Source organism: Chryseobacterium sp. RLHN22 (assembly GCF_051011795.1).
GTDB classification, from domain to species: domain Bacteria; phylum Bacteroidota; class Bacteroidia; order Flavobacteriales; family Weeksellaceae; genus Chryseobacterium; species Chryseobacterium zhengzhouense.
Genome location: NZ_JBPCHW010000002.1, coordinates 166,085 through 184,418, shown reverse-complemented (window position 1 = coordinate 184,418; position 18,334 = coordinate 166,085). Strand labels below are relative to the sequence as shown.

The following is an 18,334-nucleotide window of genomic DNA, read 5'->3' as shown; positions in this document are numbered from 1 at the left end:
TTTTATACCTTTTCTTGACAAAGTTCTACCAAAACTCCGTTGGTGGATTTAGGATGAAGAAACACAACTAATTTGTTATCAGCACCTTCTTTGGGTTCTTCGGAAATAAACTGAAAGCCTTCTTTTTTTAATCTTTCTATTTCTTCCAGAATATTTACAACTCCAAAAGCTAAATGATGTATTCCTTCACCCTTTTTATCAATAAATTTTGAGATCGGGCTGTCTTCTTTGCTAGCCTCCAAGAGTTCGATCTTACTTTCACCTGCTGCATAAAAAGAAGTTACCACACCTTCTCTTTCTACAGATTCTTTTTTATAAGATTCTTTGCCTAAAAGTTTTGTGAAAAGATCATCAGAAATCCCTAAAGATTTTACCGCAATACCGATATGTTCTAATTTCATAAATTTTAATACTAATTTTATTTTTTTAACTCAACTTTAGAAATGAGCAATTCAAACAAAAATAGTAAATTTGCAGAAATTATGGAAAGTAACAGACAAAGAAAAGTAGCACAGATTATACAGGAAGATTTCGCAGAACTTTTCCGCAAGCAGGCATCCGAAAGCAAGCAAAGTATTCTTGTTTCGGTTTCCGATGTAAAAGTAACTCCTGATCTTGGGATTGCCAAAATATATCTAAGTATTTTCCCGCAGGAACACCGCTCTTCAATCATGAAAGAAATCGAGGAAAATAAAGCTCAGTACAGAAACTTTATCGGCCAGAAAATGGCAAAACAGGTTCGTATTATCCCACAGCTGAGCTTCTACCTTGATACAACTCTTGATGATGTTGAAAGAATTGAAAAAGAATTGAGAGGCGAAGGCGACAATCCTGTTTTATAAAACTTTGAGAAACATTGCATTTTACATAGCATCACGCTACCTTTTATCTAAAAAAGGAAGTACTGCCGTGACGTTTATTACATGGCTTGCCGCAGTTGCAATGAGCGTGGCTGTAGCTGCAATGTTTGTTATTATTTCAGTTTTCTCCGGCCTTGAAGATTTTAATAAAACCCTGATCTCAAATTTACATGCAGATCTTACTATTAAAAGCAATTCCGGAAAAACCATTAAAGATTTTAATAAGATAAAAGCTGTTCTAAAAAGAAATAAAGATATTGCGAACTTTTCCAGAGTCATTGAGGAGAAAGTGTATCTTAATTATAATGGAAAAGGAGACATTGCTTATCTCCGTGGAGTTGATTCAGCTTACATAAAAGTAAATCCTGTAGATAAAACAATTTTCTTCGGACGATATCCTTCATTTGAATATTCCAACGAAGTGATTATGGAACATTCTCTTCTTAACAGATTGGGCGTTCCTGTAGAATCTGACCGCGATTTCGCTTCTATCTTTATGCCGAAACCCGGAACCGGAATCATCAACAGAGAAGAAGATATTTATAATAAAAAAGAAATAATCGTTACCGGAATATTCCCCGGAAATGAGCAGCTTAACAGTTATATCATAGCACCGGTAGAACTAACCGAAGAACTATTAAACCTTCCGAAAAATTCAGCCTATCAAATTGTCATTCAGCTAAAAAACCCTGAAAATGCAGATAATGTAAAACCAGCTTTGCTGAAAAGTTTAGGGAAGAATGTTGAGATTAAAACCAAAGAAGAAGAAAATGCGGCTTTCTGGAAGATGATCAACACAGAGAAACTCTTCATTTATCTTATTTTCGCATTGGTTATTTTTATTACAACCTTTAACCTTGCGGGAGCCATCATTATTTTGCAATTGGATAAAAAAGAACAGGCAAAATCCTTGATTTCCTTAGGCTTTCCGTTGAGCCATTTGAGAATGACATACTTCTATACTGGTCTTCTTATTGTCTTTCTTGGTATTGTTTCAGGTTTGCTATTAGGTACGGCATTGTGCTATTTCCAGCTATACACAGAATTATTCAAAGCTGTGGAGGATTTACCTTTCCCCGTGAAAATTGTTGGTAAAAATTATTTTATTGTTGCTGCTATTGCCTCAGTCTTTGGTATAGCCATTTCTTGGCTCTTTTCAAAAATCAGCAAAGATTATATTACTAAAAATTAATATTTTATATTTTTAATTATTTGTAAATTTGGCGTCCAATTTAGAAAAAATGAGACGAATTTTACATTCATTTTTGCTGACACTGATCACGATCAGTGCTTTAGCACAAGCTCCGGCTGGTTATTACAGCACTGCAACAGGTACAGGCGCAACGCTTAAAAGCCAACTTAAAGCTATTATTACAAGCGGCCACATAGATAACGGTTATAATGGTCTTTGGACAGGCTATCAAACTACCGATAGAGATTATTACTATGAAAATGACGGAAGCATTTTAGACATTTATTCAGAAAGACCAACAGCAGCAGATCCTTATAATTTCACTTATAATACCAATCAATGTGGGAACTACAGTAATGAAGGAGACTGTTACAACAGAGAGCACATTGTTCCTCAAAGTCTTTTCGATGAAGCTTCACCGATGAAAAACGACATTCATTTTATCAGAGCTACCGATGGTAAAGTAAACGGAATGCGTTCAAATTATCCTTTCGGGATGGTGGGATCTGCAAGTTACATCTCACAAAACGGTTCGAAATTGGGAAATTCTGTTTCAGCAGGCTACTCAGGGACTGTTTTCGAACCTATTGACGAGTTCAAAGGAGACGTAGCCAGAATGATTTTCTATTTCGTCACACGATACGAGAATCAGCTATCTGGTTTTAATAACGGAAATATGTTAGGAAATTCTGCTTATCCCGGTTTACAAATCTGGGAACTGAATCAACTGATTGCTTGGCACAATTTAGATCCTGTTTCACCTGCGGAGGTCGGAAGAAACAATGCATCTTATGCTTATCAGGGGAACAGAAATCCATATATCGACAACCCGAATTATGTAAATTTAGTTTGGGAAACTCAAACTCCAGACAATCAACCACCGACAACACCGACAAATTTAGTAGCAAACAACCCTACTTCAAGTACAGTTGCATTAAGCTGGACTGCTTCTACAGATAATATTGGTGTTGCAGGATATGATGTTTACGCAAACGGAGTTTTAAAAACCACTGTTTCAGGAACTTCTGCAACAGTACAAGGTTTAACTTCTTCTACAACCTACGATTTTTATGTCATTGCAAAAGATGCTGCGGGTAATTTCTCTACTCAAAGTAATACAGCTACAGAAACCACACTTGCCGGAACAGGAGGCGGCGGAACTTGTGGAACAGAAGACTTCTCAAACATCCCAGCTTCTTCTTCAAGCTATACAACAAGAACTTGGACAAATAACAATATCACTTGGACTGCGACTGATGCAAGAACAGATCAAACCATTACAGGAAAGGCAATTACAATTCAAAATGGCAGTTTAACAAGCAGTTCTGTTTCGGGAGGAATCCAAACACTTACCGTTACAACACAACGTAAATTTGGAGGCACAACTTCTGCTTTAAATTTAGAAGTAAACGGTACGATTGTTACAACAATTCCATATAGTGACAATGCCATTACAACTACTGTCAACGTTAATATTTCCGGAAATGTCGTGATTAAATTAATTAATCCTGTCGCTTCAAACAGAGTTGCAATAGACGATTTAAGCTGGACTTGTGCAACATCATTATCAACTGTTGAAAATTCTAAAGACAGTGGATTCAGTGTTTATCCGAACCCTGTGAGAAATCACGAATTATTTATAAAAGGAGAAAACCTGAATAAAGTTTCGAAAGCAGAAATCTATGACCTTTCAGGAAAATTGATTAGAAACATTTCAAATCCTTTCAAAAATTCAAATAAAATTGATTTGCATGGATTGGCAAAAGGAGTTTATATCCTAAAAGCAGACAACAATTCTACGAAATTCATTGTAGAGTAAGACAACAAATATTTTTAATACTAAAGACCGGTTTTTATCGGTCTTTTTTTTATTTTTGATGAATGGACTCCAGTAATAAATTAGGACTGATTGGTAAAAACATCTCCTACTCTTTTTCAAAAAAATATTTTGAAGATAAATTCAAAAAGAAAAAGCTTATCGATTTTTCATATACTATTTTCGATCTTCAGGAAATTAACGAAGTTGAAAACGTTCTTTCAACACCAGATCTTTTAGGTTTTAATGTAACGATTCCTTACAAAGAAAAAATCATTGACTATCTTGATGAGCTGAGTGATGAAGCAAAAAAAATAGGAGCTGTGAATTGTGTTTTAGTTGAAAATGGAAAGAAAACCGGTTACAACACCGATGCTTTTGGCTTTGAAAAAACTTTAATCGCTCACAAAAAGCCACATCACGAATCAGCTTTGGTTCTCGGAAACGGAGGCGCAGCAAAAGCAGTACAATATGTTTTAGATAAAAACAATATCCCTTATAAAACCATTTCCAGAAAGTCTGACCTGAATTTTGAAAATTTAGATCTAAAAACAGTTGCAGAAAACAAACTGATTATTCAGTGTACTCCTGTCGGAACTTTTCCCAATACAGATGATTGCCTGAAATTTCCGTTTGAGGCACTTACCAATCAACATCTGGTGATAGACCTGATTTATAATCCGGAATGCAGCAAATTTATTTTAAATTCAGCACAAAACGGCGCAAAAACCGTAAACGGATATTATATGCTGGAACAACAGGCAGAAAAAGCTTGGGAAATTTGGTCGTTTAAAAAAAAATAACATAAATTAGTAACTTAATTGGCTTATATTAGCTCGTTTAAGAAAATTAACGCCATTATTCATAAAAGATTTGCTATGACAACAGAAAATAATCTTTCTGAAAACGAAGAAAACAAACCTTCTGCAGAACATCAGGAAACAGTAGTAGAAAACAACATCGGGAATACTGAAGAAAATCATCAAGACGAAGATTCTGATGCTTCTCATCATGACTCTATCGCACATCTTTCGCTTACAGATGTTCTCAAGGAAATGGAAAAAATTATCAACTCTAATAATGCAGGGGAAAGATTTCGTGAATTTAATGCATTAAAGGAAAAAGCAAATCATACCATTCATGATGAAGTGGAAGATAAAAAGCACGAATATACAGATGCAGGAAACGCACCTGAAAATTTCAGCTATGAACATCCTTCCCAATCAAAACTTTCGGCCTTAATCAATATTTTCAAGGAAAAACACGATCATTTTCAGAAAAATCAGGAGGAAGAACAAAAGAAAAATCTTGAGCAACGTCAAAGTATTATTGAAAGACTTAAAAATCTTTATACCAATTCTGAACCCGGAGTTAATCTGTTCAAATCAATCAGAGAGATTAAAGAAGAATGGTCTAATGCAGGTCAGGTTGCAAAGTCTGAATTTAAAATTTTAAACAACAACTATTTCCATCATCTGAATCAGTTTTATCAGATGCTGGATATGAATAAAGAATTTCTTGAGCAGGAATACAGCCACAATCTTGAAAAAAGACAGCATATTATTGCAAGAGCAAAAGAGCTGGAAAACGAGCCGGTGGTACAGAAAGCTTTAAACGAGCTTCAGTACCTTCACAAACTTTGGAAAGAGGAAGCAGAACCTGTTGCAGAAGAATTTCGTGAAAAGACATGGGAAGAATTTAAAGAAATTTCCAATAAAATACACGAAAGAAAAACTGAACTTTCAGCAGCTATTGAAACAGAGCAAAACGCTAATCTTGAAAGAAAAAACGAAATTATTGCTGAAATAAGGAAACTTTCTGAACCCAAAGACAATGCAAATCATAATTACTGGCAGAATTCTATCAGAAGGGTTGAAGAATTACGTTCTGAGTTTCTGAAAACAGGAAGTGTACCGAGAAAATTATCCAACAACAACTGGAATGATTTTAAAACAACTTTAAGAGGATTCAATACGACAAAAAACAATTATTATAAATCTCTGAAAGGCTCGCAACAGCAAAACCTGGAAGAGAAAATGAAACTGATTCAGACGGCGAAAGACAATATGCATTCTGAAGAGTGGGATATTGCAGTGGCTTTATTTAAAAAACTTCAGGAAGACTGGAAAAAAATCGGTCACGTTCCGAAAAGCATGACGAATAAAATCTGGGACGAATTCCGTGATGCGTGCAATACCTTTTTCAACAATTACAGAGAAAAAAGCAGTGCTTCTACCGACAACTGGAAAGAAAATTACAAGCTTAAAAAAGATATTCTTGAAGAGCTGAAAGCCATTTCGAACGACGAAGGCAGCATCGAAAAAATTGAGGCATTAAAAACATCCTGGAACAATATCGGAAAAGTTCCGAGAGATAAGATGAACATCAATTCTGAATTCAACAGGACTCTGAGAGAAAAATTAAAGCTTAATAAAATCAATGAGCTAGAACTGAAAGAAGAAGGCTTATCTGAAAATCAGCTGACGGATAAAGCAAGAAAAATTAAGAGTCAGATTTCAGATCTCGAAGCCGAAATCGTGAAGCTTGAAAACAATCTTTCGTTCTTTAAAAATCCTTCAAGAGAAAACCCTCTTCTTGCTGAAACGTACAATTCTATTGATGACAAGAGAGCTCATCTTGAGACTTTAAAGCAGAATCTTCACAGTATTATTTCTGGAGAATAAATAACAACTAAAGTAAATATAGAGCGAAACAAAGAAATTTGTATTCGCTTTTTTTATCTTATGCAAGACGAATTTTACATCAGAAGATGCATTGAGCTCGCTCAGAAAGCCACCGGAAACACCTACCCAAATCCGCTTGTAGGAAGTGTGATTGTTCATAACGGTAAAATTATCGGGGAAGGCTACCATCATAAGGCAGGAGAAAACCACGCAGAGATTAACGCCATTAATTCTGTTGAAGATAAAACGTTGATTCCTGAATCGACCATTTATGTCTCTTTGGAACCTTGTGCTCATTACGGGAAAACTCCGCCTTGCGCTTTTAAAATTGTTGAATTAGGATTTAAAAAAGTCGTTATCGGAGCGATGGACTCTCATGATAAAGTCAACGGAAAAGGCAAAAAAATCATTCAAGATGCAGGAATTGAAGTCGTTTCAGGAATCCTGGAAAAAGAATGTATCGAATTAAATAAAAGGTTTTTCACCTATCACGAAAAGAAAAGACCTTTCATTATTTTAAAATGGGCAGAATCGGGCGACCGTTTTGTCGATAAAGATTTTAGGCCAACTCAGATCAGTAATTCCCTTACCAAACAATTTGTGCATCAGTTAAGAAGTGACGAACATTCTATTTTGATTGGAACAATGACTGCTTTACGGGATAATCCAAGTCTTACGACGAGAGAAATTTTTGGCAGAAATCCTATCCGAATTTTAATTGATATGGATTTAAAAGTTTCTTCTGATTTTAATATCTATAACAATGAAGCTGAAACATTGGTTTTCAATTCTGTGAAGGAAGGCGAAGAAGGAAATATTAAATTCATTAAAGCTTCAAGAGAAAATTTTATTGAAAATATGCTGAAAAAACTTTATGAACTTCAGATTCAGTCAATCATTGTGGAAGGTGGAAGTTTTGTACTTCAGCAATTTATTAATGCCAATCTTTGGGATGAAGCCATCATTATTAAAAACAGAAGCCTTATCTTGGAAAACGGAACAAAAGCCCCGAATTTTGAAAATAATCCTGTTGACATAAAAGATTTCAGAGATAACATGATTGAATTTCATAAAAATTCAATCTAAGAAGCTGACTTATGCTGTACGAATATAAAACCATTGAAAAACCCGTAGAAAACATCCTGCTTAAAGAAAAAGGAAGCAAGTTTATAGGTTTTGCTTTTCCTGTTAATAATGAAACTGAACTGAAAAATACTTTAGACAAAATCAAAACTGAGCATCCGAAAGCGACACATCACTGTTACGCATTCAGGATGGGTTTAAATGGCGAAAACTATCGCGCAAATGACGACGGAGAACCTTCAGGAAGTGCAGGTTTACCCATATACAATCAACTTTTAGCAAATGAAATTACGAATGTTGTGGTAATAAGCGTTCGTTATTATGGAGGAACAAAACTAGGAGTTTCCGGCTTGGTGAAAGCTTATAAAGAATCAGCAAAATTAACTTTAGAAGAAGCCAATATCATTACAAAAGAGCTGGAAACAGAGATTGAAATTCAGTTTCAGTTTAATCAACAGAACCTAATTTTTACTTTACTTTCTAAATTTGACGCAAAGGTTCTTAACTTTGATTCTGAGCAAACAGCGGTAATTTCAGCCAGAGTAAAAAACCGCCATAAAGATGATCTTATTAAATCACTAAATAAGATTCAGCATGTTGTCTGTAAAAATTAGAGCAACTTACTTTTTTATAATTCGATTATACTTTTATTAGCGGGATTGTAAAGGATTATTTTCACATGATCTTTTCCGTATCTTTTTTTAATTTCGTGACTAATCTTCAGATAAACGTTCTTCTCGGGAATCGGGGCAGAATTCAATTCTTCCATTGCCCAGTTATGAAGATTAATATAAGATCTGTGATCATATACTATCGTTGAGCCAAACTCTCTCTTTACCTGAATTTCGGGAGGCAGACCTATATACACCTGCTCCCCTTTTCCGGAATAAAGATTAAAAGACAAATACTGATACCATCTGCCAAAAAAACTAAAAACAGGCATTACAAACCAAAGTATCAGCCAGTAAAAATTATTTATTACTAAAGTTCTGATATCTGTAATTTCCATTGGCTTGTGGTAAAGCACTACTAAAATAAAAATAAGAGCAAGATTCCAAAACCAGATGACAGAATTATAATTCAATCCGAATGGTCCTAAAATAATAAGAACTGTTATGTGAATCCCAATCAAACAATAACTGATCATTCTTTTATTTTTCGAAAAGAGAAGTAATCCTGCAAATAAAATTTCAGAAAAGGGAATTATAAGTCCCATAAAAAAAAGCTTATACTTTACGACAGTATCAAGTGAAATGCCTGCAAGCTTATCAAGAATTGTATTTACCCAGACATCATTAAGAAAAGTTCGGTTCAGCTTATGAAGCCCGCTGAACAAATACATTCCCACCAAAAACAGATGAAAAATAGCAAATGCATTCCTTGGCTTTTGGTAATTAATGATTACAATTACAAAAAAACATAAGTACATATATTCCCAAGGCTGCCATCTTATAACATCCAGCAAGCAACTTAATATTTCACTAATTAAAAATAAAAGTATAATAAAACGCTTCTCTTTTTTAAAAAAAATAAAAAGTAAAAAAATAAGCGAAGTACAGAATAATGTAAAATGAACAAAATTGGGAACATTCTTTAAAAAATCAAAAGAAGGAACTACAGGATATAAACGATCTGCAATCCATTTTTTATAGCTCCAAACTTTCATTATAAACCAAAAGAAAGCTACAATTTTAATCAGCAGACTTAACTGAATAACTTCTGATTTAATTTCCCATTTGTTTTGCTTCATATTTTAAAAATGAATTCAGTCAAAAATATCAATTTCAAATGAATTCTTATCATTCAAAATATTAAAAAAAACATCTCAGAAAATTTATCTGAGATGTAAATATTTTTTTCTTTAAGAATTTAAGACTAATCTCTTCTACCTCCCATCAGCAGGGATGCAAAATAAAGCAATTGAGCCAGTGAGCCAAGAGCTGCAACCAAATAGGTTCTAGCCGCCCATTTCAAGCTGTCTTCAACACCAACATATTCTTCAGAAGTAACTGTTCCTGTATCTTTCAGCCATTTCATTGCTCGATTACTTGCATCATATTCTACCGGAAGTGTTATAAAAGCAAAAAGTGTTGTAAGCGCAAACATAATAACTCCAATTAATAAAACCAGTTTATTTCCGCTCATTGCCATAACGACAATTCCTGCCATTAATACAAACTGCATTAGATTAGAACTGATGCTTACCACCGGAACCAGCTTCGATCTTAATTGCAACATTGAATATCCTACCGCATGCTGAACCGCATGACCACATTCGTGAGCTGCAACTGCCGCTGCCGCTGCATTTCTCTGCATATAAACACCTTCGGATAAATTTACAGTTTTGTCTGCAGGATTATAATGGTCAGTTAATTGCCCCGGAACAGAAATTACCTGTACATCATGAATATTATTATCTCTCAGCATTTTTTCGGCAACTTCTTTCCCTGACATCCCGTTTCTGAGATGAACATTTGAATAGTATTCGAATTTAGATTTTAATCTTGAGGAAACCCACCAGCTTACAAGCATTGATATTCCTATAATAAGATAATAAACCGTCATTTTATTTTTAGTTTTTAATATATAACAATATACTATGTGAGTAAAAATTGTGCCAAAGTTTTGGCTTTAATTAATTATATTTGTGTTTGAATTTACCTGAAAACTATGTCGAAAGTTTCAATTCTTGAAGTAAAAACACCGGATGATCTAAAGAAATTTGTAAAGTTCCCAATGGAGTTATACAAAAACAACCCATTTTATGTTCCGTCGTTTATTAATGATGAAATTAATATCTGGAATGCTGCCGAAAATCCGGCTTTGAATTATTCTGAAGCAAAACAGTTTCTTGCTTATAAAAATGATAAAATTGCAGGAAGAATTGCAGTAATCATCAATCACAAAGAAGAAAAAGAACTCGGCATAAAAAAAATACGTTTCGGATGGATCGATTTTATTGATGATGAAGAGGTTTCTCAGGCATTAATTCAGACAGCGATTGATTACGCCAAAGAAAAAAACATCAACACTATCGAAGGACCAATGGGTTTCACCAATCTCGACAAGGCAGGTATGCTTACATTGGGATTTGACAAATTAGCAACAATGATCGGAATCTATAATCATGATTATTATCCGAAACATTTGGAAAAAATTGGTTTAACGAAAGAAAAAGAATGGGTAGAATTTGAAATTATTTTCCCGGAGGTTTTACCTGAAAAAATTCATAAGTTCAATGATCTTATTTCCGAAAAATATAAGCTTCACGTTTTAAATTTCAAAAATAAAGAAGAGATTATACAGTATGTAGATCCCATGTTTGATCTTCTTGATGAAACCTACAAACATCTTTCAACTTACACTCCTATTTCAGACGAGCAGAGAAAAACGTATAAAGAAAAATACTTCAAGCTCATCGATAAAGACTTTATTGTGTGTATTGCAGACGAAAACAACAACCTTGTTTCTTTTGCAATCACAATGCCCTCATATTCAAAAGCTTTACAGAAATCGAAAGGCAAACTTCTACCTTTGGGGTGGTGGCATTTTTTACAGGCGGGAAGAAAAAACGACAGAGCCAATTTTTACCTGATTGGTATTCATCCTGATTACCAGAGACGTGGTGTCACTTCAATTATTTTTAAAGAAATCTGGAAGATTTTCAGAAAAAAAGGTGTAAAATATCTTGAAACCAATCCCGAATTGGAAGAAAACAAAAACATTCAGCTTCTTTGGCAGGATTACAACCCAGTCAATCATAAAAGAAGAAGAACATATTCATTAAAATTCTGATATGAAATTACACCTGATTATTTTTGCCATTCTTATTGCCGGGTTTATTTCTTACAACCTTTTTTTTGCAACAGCTGATGACAGAACAAACACATTAATCAATATTGTTTATGCAAGTGTACTTTTCGGTTATATTTCTTTTATGGCGTTTACTGTGTTAAAAAAATTGAAGAAATAACATTGAAAACAGCAGTATTAATCACATCACTATGAATAAACATCCTATCTTAAATTAACGAAAACATAATACGGATTGATATTCTTTTTACTTTTGTTATTTTTATTAAACTATACTCACAATAATTTTACGTTAAATATAAGTCGTCCAACGGTTCCAAATAGTAGCATCCACAACAAGATATTACAAATCAAACATCAGTATCCCTCTCTTAATAATCAGGAAATTACTATAATCATCGAATATTTAAATAGTAAATGCTGTAAAAACTGTATTATTACTCAATTGATATAAAACGTCTCAATGCTTTTTTTAACAATTTAAGAAACCTAAAAAATTCTCAAACAAAATAATATTTACACATTAGATATTTTCATAAATTACATTAGCCAAATATTCATTAATGTTCAGTACCAATAATTGGAATGACGTACACATAAAAACAATTCTAAAAATCGATTTTTTGATTAAATTCTCAGCCTTTAATATCGGGAAATAATCATAATGAAAATAACAACAAAACCATGAATTTACTTTTTAAAATTTTCTTATTTTGGATTTCTTTTATTTCAATAAAAATTTATTCACAAGAATTTTATGTAAACACTACTAGTAACATCAATAATAATGAAATTTATAAGCTTAACGTTACAAATCCCAGTGAAATACCTGTACCTTTTTGCTCGCCTACAGTTAATACATTTCAAATTTATCAAGACATTGCAATTGACAGCAACAACAATGTGTATTACGTGACTTCGGATGGGCTTTTATACAGAAAGAATTCAAATAATTCAAATTGCGAGTTTTTAGGAAATTTCACAAACTCCTCTTCAAATTCCTTAGTTGCAGACTCTGGAAGTTTCATCTATTCTGTTGGTGTTAACAAATTAGACAAATACGATATCAATTCAGGTACATTTTCTGAAGTTGGTCAGCTGCCTTCAGGCTATACATCTACAGGAGATTTATTTTTTTTTGAAAGTAGGCTTTTCTTAACAACAAGTAACAGTCGTATTCTTGAAATTAATTTATTAAATCCTTCACAAAGCTGTCTATTCACAACTCTTACAAATATTAGTTCATACGCAGCATTTTCCATTAATTACGGCACTTATTCAAAAGCCTATATTATAAACAATGCCATCAACTATCCTTATAATTCGACTTTGCACGAACTTGATATAAATACAAAACAATTAGGAAATACGATTAGAACTTACAATCACAAAATCAACGGCGCAGCAACAGCTTACAATTTAACTTCAACAAATTCATCTTGTACTCCGACACTAAGTACTCAAGAAAACAAATCAAACAATGATTATTTTAAAATTGTTAACCCAGCCAAAAATGTAATCTTCGTTGAAACTACTATCAAGAGAAATGACATTATAGCAATTAACTTATTTGACAATACAGGAAAAAAAGTAAAAGATTTCTCTAATCAAAACAAACTTGAAAAGCTTAACATTTCAGGGATTAACACTGGATCATATTTACTGACATTTAAAATTAAGAACGGAGAAATGTTCACTAAAAAAGTAATGATTTACAATTAATTTTCTTGAAACGCACTAATATAAACCACTGAATCCACAAACTTACCGTAAATAACATTCTATTTACTTTCATCAATTTGTTTGGATCATCCAAATTATTCTTAAAAACAAAACAAAAATAACACTATTTTTAATAATTCTAAATTATCTGTTTTTCCTATTTTGAAGCGACTTTTAAGTTGATTAATTTCATGTTTTATTGTTTATTGTCTAAATTTGCAACTTGAGATAATAATGTAAAAATGAATTTACCTGAAAGTTATATTCCAATCCTTATCCAGGCGGGCGTTGCAGTAGGTTTCGTTGCTATTTCTTTGCTTGGAGCTCATTTTTTAGGTCCGAAACAGAAAAAAGGAAATTCTGTAAAGAACTCAAGCTGGGAATGTGGAGTACCTGTTGAGGGAAACGCAAGAACGCCGTTCTCCATTAAGTATTTCTTAACCGCAGTACTCTTTGTACTTTTCGATATCGAAATCGTATTTTTTTATCCTTATGCTGTAAACTTCAGAGAATTTGGTCTTGAAGGCTTCTTTGCGGTACTTACATTCGTTGCAATTTTCTTCCTTGCATTTTTCTATGTTTGGAAACGTGGCGCATTAGACTGGGATAAATAAATCAATTATAATTTTAAATAAGACATTTAGATCAACTCGATTAAATCTAAAGTTAACATTAACAACGATTTACGATCTAATATTAAATCTTAAAATCAAAAAAATGTCAGATCAAAAACCAATAATAAGAACAGATGCACCAGCTCCTGAAGGATTTGAAGGAGAAGGGTTTTTCGCAACGAAACTGAGCAGCGTTATCGGAATGGCAAGAAAGTTTTCACTTTGGCCCCTTCCTTTCGCTACTTCTTGCTGCGGTATCGAGTTCATGGCTACCCTAAACCCGACCTATGATGCATCAAGATTTGGTATGGAAAGAAACTCTTTCTCGCCAAGACAGGCAGATATGCTGATGGTTTGCGGAACTATTTCTAAAAAATTAGGACCCGTTTTAAAAGAAGTTTACACACAGATGGCTGAGCCAAAATGGGTTGTTGCTGTTGGAGCTTGCGCTTCGAGTGGTGGTATTTTTGATACATATTCGGTTTTGCAAGGGATTGATAAAATCATTCCGGTAGACGTCTATGTTCCGGGATGCCCTCCAAGACCGGAGCAGATTATCGAAGGGGTAATGCAGGTTCAGGCTTTGGCAGAAAGCGAAAGCATCAGAAGAAGAGATATGCCTGAATATCAGAAACTTTTAGATTCTTACAACATTAGCAATTAATAGGACGGAAATGACAAACGAATTTGTATTAGAAGCAATCACAAGAGAATTTCCGGAATCTGTAATTTCAAACTCAGAACCTTATGGAATGCTTACTGTTGAAATTAAAAAAGACGACATCAAAAAAGTAATTCATTACCTGAAAGATTCATCTTTAGAAATAAATTTCCTCACTGATATTTGTGGAATCCATTACCCGGAATTTCCGGAGAAAGAAATCGGCGTTGTATACCACTTGCATAATATGATGACGAATTTCAGAATCCGTTTGAAAATATTCATGTCGAGAGAAAATGTTGAAGTAGATTCTTTGACTGAATTATATGCAGGAGCAAACTGGATGGAAAGAGAAACTTTTGATTTCTACGGAATTAAATTTAAAGGTCATCCTGATCTAAGACCCATCCTGAATATGGAAGACCTTGGTTATCATCCAATGCTGAAAGAATATCGTTTGGAAGACGGAACAAGAACCGACAAAGACGACGCAATGTTCGGAAGATAGGACAAATTTGAAATTGATTATTTGAAATTTGATATCATTCAAATTTCAAATAATCAATTTCAAACCTCAAATGAATTTATTATGAAAGACAACTCATTATCTAATATACTTAACCAATACGACAGTAAAGAACAGATTGACGGGCAGTTATACACCCTGAATCTGGGACCTACTCACCCTGCAACACACGGAATTTTTCAGAACGTTCTTACGATGGACGGAGAGAGAATTCTTCACGCAGAACAAACGGTTGGTTATATCCACAGAGCTTTTGAAAAAATTTCCGAAAGAAGAAATTTTTCTCAGATTACAACGCTTACTGACCGTATGAATTATTGTTCAGCTCCGATTAACAATATCGGATGGCATATGACAGTAGAAAAACTGATTGGCGTAAAAGTTCCGAAGCGTGTTGATTATATGCGTGTTATTCTGATGGAATTGGCAAGAATCGGAGATCACTTAATCTGTAACGGGGTAACCGGAATGGATTCAGGAGCCATTACAGGTCTTACGTATATGTTCATCGAAAGAGAGCGTATTTACGATATGTATGAACAGATCTGTGGAGCAAGAATGACTACCAATATGGGAAGAATCGGAGGTTTTGAGAGAGATTTCACTCCAAAATTCCATGAGTTACTGAAAAACTTCTTAAAAACTTTCCCGCCAAGATTTCAGGAATTCTGTAATCTATTGGAGAGAAACAGAATATTTATGGACAGAACCATTGGTGCAGGAGCAATTTCAGCAGAAAGAGCTTTAAGCTACGGGTTTACAGGTCCGAATTTACGTGCAGCAGGAGTTGATTATGATGTAAGAGTTGCACAACCTTATTCGTCTTACGAAGATTTCGATTTTATCATTCCGGTAGGAACTGCAGGAGATACTTATGACCGTTTCATGGTTCGTCAGCAGGAAGTTTGGGAATCTATCAAAATCATTAAGCAAGCCTACGAAAATCTTCCTGAAGGACCATTCCATGCAGATGTTCCTGAATTCTATCTTCCTGAAAAGGCGGATGTTTATCAGAAAATGGAAGCTTTGATTTACCATTTCAAAATTGTAATGGGAGAAACTGATGTGCCTAAAGGTGAAGTTTACCACGCTGTAGAAGGTGGAAACGGAGAATTAGGATTCTATTTGGTGAGTGATGGTGGAAGAAGTCCTTACAGACTGCACTTCAGAAGACCATGTTTTATCTACTACCAGGCATATCCTGAGATGATAACAGGTTCTGTAATTTCTGATGCGATCGTAACGATGTGTAGTATGAATATTATTGCGGGAGAATTAGACGCATAATTGAAATTATAAATTTTAGATTAAAGATTTTAAATTAATCTAAAATAAGTGTTCAAGATAAATAATAAAAAATGATAAGATTTTTAGACTCTGATTTTTCATCTAGAATCTAAAATCTAAAATCTTTAAATATGAGCGAAACAATAGCTTTTAAACCGGAAAGTTTAGCACAGGTACACAAAATTATCGCAAGATATCCTGAAGGAAGACAAAAATCTGCTCTTCTTCCTGTTCTGCATTTGGCACAGAAAGAATTCGGAGGATGGTTAGACGTTCCTGTGATGGATTATGTTGCGGAATTATTGAGTATTAAGCCAATTGAAGTATATGAAGTTGCAACTTTCTATACGATGTTCAATATGAAGCCGGTTGGTAAATATGTTTTGGAAGTTTGCAGAACGGGACCTTGCATGGTTTGCGGAAGTGAAAAAATCCTGGATCATATCAGAACTAAACTGAACATTAAAGACGGACAAACTACGGAAGACGGGATGTTCACATTAAAGCCTGCTGAATGTCTTGGTGCTTGTGGATATGCTCCGATGATGCAGTTAGGAAAATTCTTTCATGAAAATTTAACGATAGAAAAAGTAGATGAAATCCTTGATCTGTGCAGAGAAGGACAAATCGCTTTAGACTAATTTGAGTTAATTTTTTTAATAATTATAAAAAGCTAGAAAGCCACAAGCCAATAGCTAAAAGCATAATAAAAAATGAGTAAAAAACTTTTACTTAAAGACGCACATATAGAAGGTATCCGCTACTTTGAAACCTACCGCAAGCAGGGAGGTTACACAGCTGCAGAAAAGGCCTTGAAAATGACACCGGACGAAATTCTTGAAGAAGTGAAGGTTTCAGGACTTCGTGGACGTGGTGGAGCTGGATTCCCAACCGGGATGAAATGGAGCTTTTTGGCAAAACCTGAAGGCGTGCCGAGACACTTGGTAGTCAATGCCGATGAATCTGAGCCGGGAACTTTCAAAGACAGATATCTGATGGAGTTTCTTCCTCATTTATTGATTGAAGGAATGTTGATTTCATCTTACTGTTTAGGCTCAAACGTTTCTTATATCTACATCCGTGGAGAATATTCCTGGATTCCGGATATTTTAGAAGAGGCGATTGAAGAAGCTAAGGCAGCAGGATTTTTAGGTAAAAATATTTTAGGAACTGGTTTCGATTTGGAAATCTATGTTCAAAGAGGTGGTGGAGCATATATCTGCGGTGAAGAAACTGCATTGCTTGAATCTCTTGAAGGTAAAAGAGGTAATCCGAGACTAAAACCGCCATTCCCGGCTGTAAAAGGACTTTGGGAAAGACCAACGGTAGTAAATAACGTTGAATCTATTGCGGCAGTCGTTCCAATTATTGACATTACAGGAGCTGAATACGCTAAAATCGGAGTGGGAAGATCTACAGGTACGAAATTGATTTCTGCTTGTGGAAACATCAACAAACCTGGAGTTTATGAAATCGACATGACCATCACTGTTGAAGAATTCATTTACTCAGAAGAATATTGTGGTGGAATTAAAGACGGAAAAAGATTAAAAGCTTGTATCCCTGGAGGAAGCTCTGTTCCGATTGTTCCTGCCAATTTATTATTAAAAACCGTAAACGGAGAACCAAGATACATGAACTACGAATCATTAGCAGATGGTGGTTTTGCTACCGGAACGATGATGGGTTCAGGAGGTTTCATCGTATTGGATGAAGACCAGTGTATCGTAGAACATACCATGACTTTGGCGAGATTCTATAATCACGAAAGTTGCGGACAATGTACTCCTTGCCGTGAAGGAACGGGTTGGATGTACAAGATTTTAAAGAAAATCGAGAAAGGAGAAGGAAAAATGGAAGACATCGATTTACTTTGGGATATCCAGAGAAAAATCGAAGGAAACACGATTTGTCCATTGGGTGATGCAGCGGCTTGGCCTGTTGCAGCGGCTATTCGTCATTTCAGAGACGAATTTGAATGGCATATTAAAAACCCCGAATTGTCTCAGACACAGAATTATGGATTGGCAAACTATGCGGATCCAATTCCTGCTGCAACTACTAATTAATTGAAAT

The 18,334-nt window shown here is 34.5% G+C and carries 19 protein-coding genes; 16 read left to right on the top strand and 3 right to left on the bottom strand.

Annotation, left to right across the window (positions count from 1 at the left end):
- Positions 1 to 2: 2 nt before the first annotated feature.
- The gene (mce, locus tag ACR1PN_RS03185; RefSeq protein ID WP_433978847.1) at positions 3 to 401 is read right to left on the bottom strand and encodes a methylmalonyl-CoA epimerase; all 399 of its coding nucleotides are present in this window, start codon (positions 399 to 401) and stop codon (positions 3 to 5) included.
- Positions 402 to 482: 81 nt separating this feature from the next.
- On the opposite strand from mce, the gene rbfA reads away from it, so the two are divergent.
- From rbfA to ACR1PN_RS03150, 7 genes are all read left to right on the top strand, one after another.
- Positions 483 to 842, top strand: a complete 360-nt coding sequence (rbfA, locus tag ACR1PN_RS03180; protein ID WP_378177611.1) for a 30S ribosome-binding factor RbfA — start codon at positions 483 to 485, stop codon at positions 840 to 842.
- 4 nt (positions 843 to 846) lie between these two features.
- Positions 847 to 2,052 carry an ABC transporter permease gene (locus ACR1PN_RS03175; protein WP_433978846.1) on the top strand — a complete coding sequence of 402 codons (1,206 nt, stop codon included), beginning with the start codon at positions 847 to 849 and terminating at the stop codon, positions 2,050 to 2,052.
- 49 nt (positions 2,053 to 2,101) lie between these two features.
- Entirely contained in the window at positions 2,102 to 3,871 is a 1,770-nt protein-coding gene (locus tag ACR1PN_RS03170; RefSeq protein WP_433978845.1) for an endonuclease, read from the top strand.
- Between the two features lie 62 nt (positions 3,872 to 3,933).
- On the top strand, positions 3,934 to 4,671 hold the full coding sequence (locus ACR1PN_RS03165) for a shikimate dehydrogenase family protein (RefSeq protein WP_433978844.1): 738 nt from the start codon (positions 3,934 to 3,936) through the stop codon (positions 4,669 to 4,671).
- Between the two features lie 75 nt (positions 4,672 to 4,746).
- Positions 4,747 to 6,552, top strand: a complete 1,806-nt coding sequence (locus tag ACR1PN_RS03160; RefSeq protein WP_433978843.1) for a DUF349 domain-containing protein — start codon at positions 4,747 to 4,749, stop codon at positions 6,550 to 6,552.
- 60 nt (positions 6,553 to 6,612) lie between these two features.
- On the top strand, positions 6,613 to 7,638 hold the full coding sequence (gene ribD / locus ACR1PN_RS03155; protein ID WP_433978842.1) for a bifunctional diaminohydroxyphosphoribosylaminopyrimidine deaminase/5-amino-6-(5-phosphoribosylamino)uracil reductase RibD: 1,026 nt from the start codon (positions 6,613 to 6,615) through the stop codon (positions 7,636 to 7,638).
- 11 nt (positions 7,639 to 7,649) lie between these two features.
- A complete protein-coding gene (locus ACR1PN_RS03150; RefSeq protein ID WP_433978841.1) occupies positions 7,650 to 8,249 on the top strand; it encodes an IMPACT family protein in 600 nt (199 codons plus the stop codon).
- A 14-nt stretch (positions 8,250 to 8,263) separates the two neighbouring features.
- On the opposite strand, the gene ACR1PN_RS03145 is transcribed toward ACR1PN_RS03150, so the two are convergent.
- Together ACR1PN_RS03145 and ACR1PN_RS03140 are read right to left on the bottom strand one after the other, a co-directional pair.
- Entirely contained in the window at positions 8,264 to 9,385 is a 1,122-nt protein-coding gene (locus ACR1PN_RS03145) for a hypothetical protein (RefSeq protein WP_433978840.1), read from the bottom strand.
- A 125-nt stretch (positions 9,386 to 9,510) separates the two neighbouring features.
- A complete protein-coding gene (locus ACR1PN_RS03140) occupies positions 9,511 to 10,200 on the bottom strand; it encodes a zinc metallopeptidase (RefSeq protein ID WP_378177435.1) in 690 nt (229 codons plus the stop codon).
- Between the two features lie 105 nt (positions 10,201 to 10,305).
- Between ACR1PN_RS03140 and ACR1PN_RS03135 the strand changes: the two genes are divergently transcribed.
- The 9 genes from ACR1PN_RS03135 (at position 10,306) to nuoF (ending at position 18,327) form a co-directional block, all read left to right on the top strand.
- Positions 10,306 to 11,430, top strand: a complete 1,125-nt coding sequence (locus ACR1PN_RS03135) for a GNAT family N-acetyltransferase (RefSeq protein WP_433978839.1) — start codon at positions 10,306 to 10,308, stop codon at positions 11,428 to 11,430.
- Between the two features lies 1 nt (position 11,431).
- The gene (locus tag ACR1PN_RS03130; RefSeq protein WP_433978838.1) at positions 11,432 to 11,608 is read left to right on the top strand and encodes a hypothetical protein; all 177 of its coding nucleotides are present in this window, start codon (positions 11,432 to 11,434) and stop codon (positions 11,606 to 11,608) included.
- Positions 11,609 to 12,132: 524 nt separating this feature from the next.
- Positions 12,133 to 13,170, top strand: coding sequence for a T9SS type A sorting domain-containing protein (locus ACR1PN_RS03125; protein WP_433978837.1), 1,038 nt, complete (start codon positions 12,133 to 12,135; stop codon positions 13,168 to 13,170).
- A 242-nt stretch (positions 13,171 to 13,412) separates the two neighbouring features.
- The gene (locus tag ACR1PN_RS03120) at positions 13,413 to 13,784 is read left to right on the top strand and encodes an NADH-quinone oxidoreductase subunit A (protein WP_378177426.1); all 372 of its coding nucleotides are present in this window, start codon (positions 13,413 to 13,415) and stop codon (positions 13,782 to 13,784) included.
- Between the two features lie 103 nt (positions 13,785 to 13,887).
- A complete protein-coding gene (locus tag ACR1PN_RS03115; RefSeq protein ID WP_007844976.1) occupies positions 13,888 to 14,448 on the top strand; it encodes an NADH-quinone oxidoreductase subunit B in 561 nt (186 codons plus the stop codon).
- 10 nt (positions 14,449 to 14,458) lie between these two features.
- Complete coding sequence (locus ACR1PN_RS03110) at positions 14,459 to 14,953, top strand: NADH-quinone oxidoreductase subunit C (RefSeq protein ID WP_433978836.1); 495 nt, start codon at positions 14,459 to 14,461, stop codon at positions 14,951 to 14,953.
- 81 nt (positions 14,954 to 15,034) lie between these two features.
- Complete coding sequence (locus ACR1PN_RS03105) at positions 15,035 to 16,258, top strand: NADH-quinone oxidoreductase subunit D (protein WP_433978835.1); 1,224 nt, start codon at positions 15,035 to 15,037, stop codon at positions 16,256 to 16,258.
- 131 nt (positions 16,259 to 16,389) lie between these two features.
- Entirely contained in the window at positions 16,390 to 16,899 is a 510-nt protein-coding gene (gene nuoE, locus ACR1PN_RS03100; protein WP_072957958.1) for a complex I 24 kDa subunit family protein, read from the top strand.
- A 72-nt stretch (positions 16,900 to 16,971) separates the two neighbouring features.
- Complete coding sequence (gene nuoF, locus ACR1PN_RS03095; protein WP_433978834.1) at positions 16,972 to 18,327, top strand: NADH-quinone oxidoreductase subunit NuoF; 1,356 nt, start codon at positions 16,972 to 16,974, stop codon at positions 18,325 to 18,327.
- Positions 18,328 to 18,334: the final 7 nt, after the last annotated feature.

Bases quoted from the DNA above. Each gene is read 5' to 3' on its own strand.
- ACR1PN_RS03130 (WP_433978838.1), top strand. From the start codon at position 11,432: ATGAAATTACACCTGATTATTTTTGCCATTCTTATTGCCGGGTTTATT.
- nuoE (WP_072957958.1), top strand. From the start codon at position 16,390: ATGAGCGAAACAATAGCTTTTAAACCGGAAAGTTTAGCACAGGTACAC.
- ACR1PN_RS03140 (WP_378177435.1), bottom strand. From the start codon at position 10,200: ATGACGGTTTATTATCTTATTATAGGAATATCAATGCTTGTAAGCTGG.
- ACR1PN_RS03160 (WP_433978843.1), top strand. From the start codon at position 4,747: ATGACAACAGAAAATAATCTTTCTGAAAACGAAGAAAACAAACCTTCT.
- ACR1PN_RS03170 (WP_433978845.1), top strand. From the start codon at position 2,102: ATGAGACGAATTTTACATTCATTTTTGCTGACACTGATCACGATCAGT.
- mce (WP_433978847.1), bottom strand. From the start codon at position 401: ATGAAATTAGAACATATCGGTATTGCGGTAAAATCTTTAGGGATTTCT.
- ACR1PN_RS03145 (WP_433978840.1), bottom strand. From the start codon at position 9,385: ATGAAGCAAAACAAATGGGAAATTAAATCAGAAGTTATTCAGTTAAGT.
- ACR1PN_RS03115 (WP_007844976.1), top strand. From the start codon at position 13,888: ATGTCAGATCAAAAACCAATAATAAGAACAGATGCACCAGCTCCTGAA.
- ACR1PN_RS03165 (WP_433978844.1), top strand. From the start codon at position 3,934: ATGGACTCCAGTAATAAATTAGGACTGATTGGTAAAAACATCTCCTAC.
- ACR1PN_RS03125 (WP_433978837.1), top strand. From the start codon at position 12,133: ATGAATTTACTTTTTAAAATTTTCTTATTTTGGATTTCTTTTATTTCA.
- ACR1PN_RS03110 (WP_433978836.1), top strand. From the start codon at position 14,459: ATGACAAACGAATTTGTATTAGAAGCAATCACAAGAGAATTTCCGGAA.
- ACR1PN_RS03105 (WP_433978835.1), top strand. From the start codon at position 15,035: ATGAAAGACAACTCATTATCTAATATACTTAACCAATACGACAGTAAA.
- ACR1PN_RS03120 (WP_378177426.1), top strand. From the start codon at position 13,413: ATGAATTTACCTGAAAGTTATATTCCAATCCTTATCCAGGCGGGCGTT.
- ACR1PN_RS03150 (WP_433978841.1), top strand. From the start codon at position 7,650: ATGCTGTACGAATATAAAACCATTGAAAAACCCGTAGAAAACATCCTG.
- ACR1PN_RS03135 (WP_433978839.1), top strand. From the start codon at position 10,306: ATGTCGAAAGTTTCAATTCTTGAAGTAAAAACACCGGATGATCTAAAG.
- nuoF (WP_433978834.1), top strand. From the start codon at position 16,972: ATGAGTAAAAAACTTTTACTTAAAGACGCACATATAGAAGGTATCCGC.
- ribD (WP_433978842.1), top strand. From the start codon at position 6,613: ATGCAAGACGAATTTTACATCAGAAGATGCATTGAGCTCGCTCAGAAA.
- rbfA (WP_378177611.1), top strand. From the start codon at position 483: ATGGAAAGTAACAGACAAAGAAAAGTAGCACAGATTATACAGGAAGAT.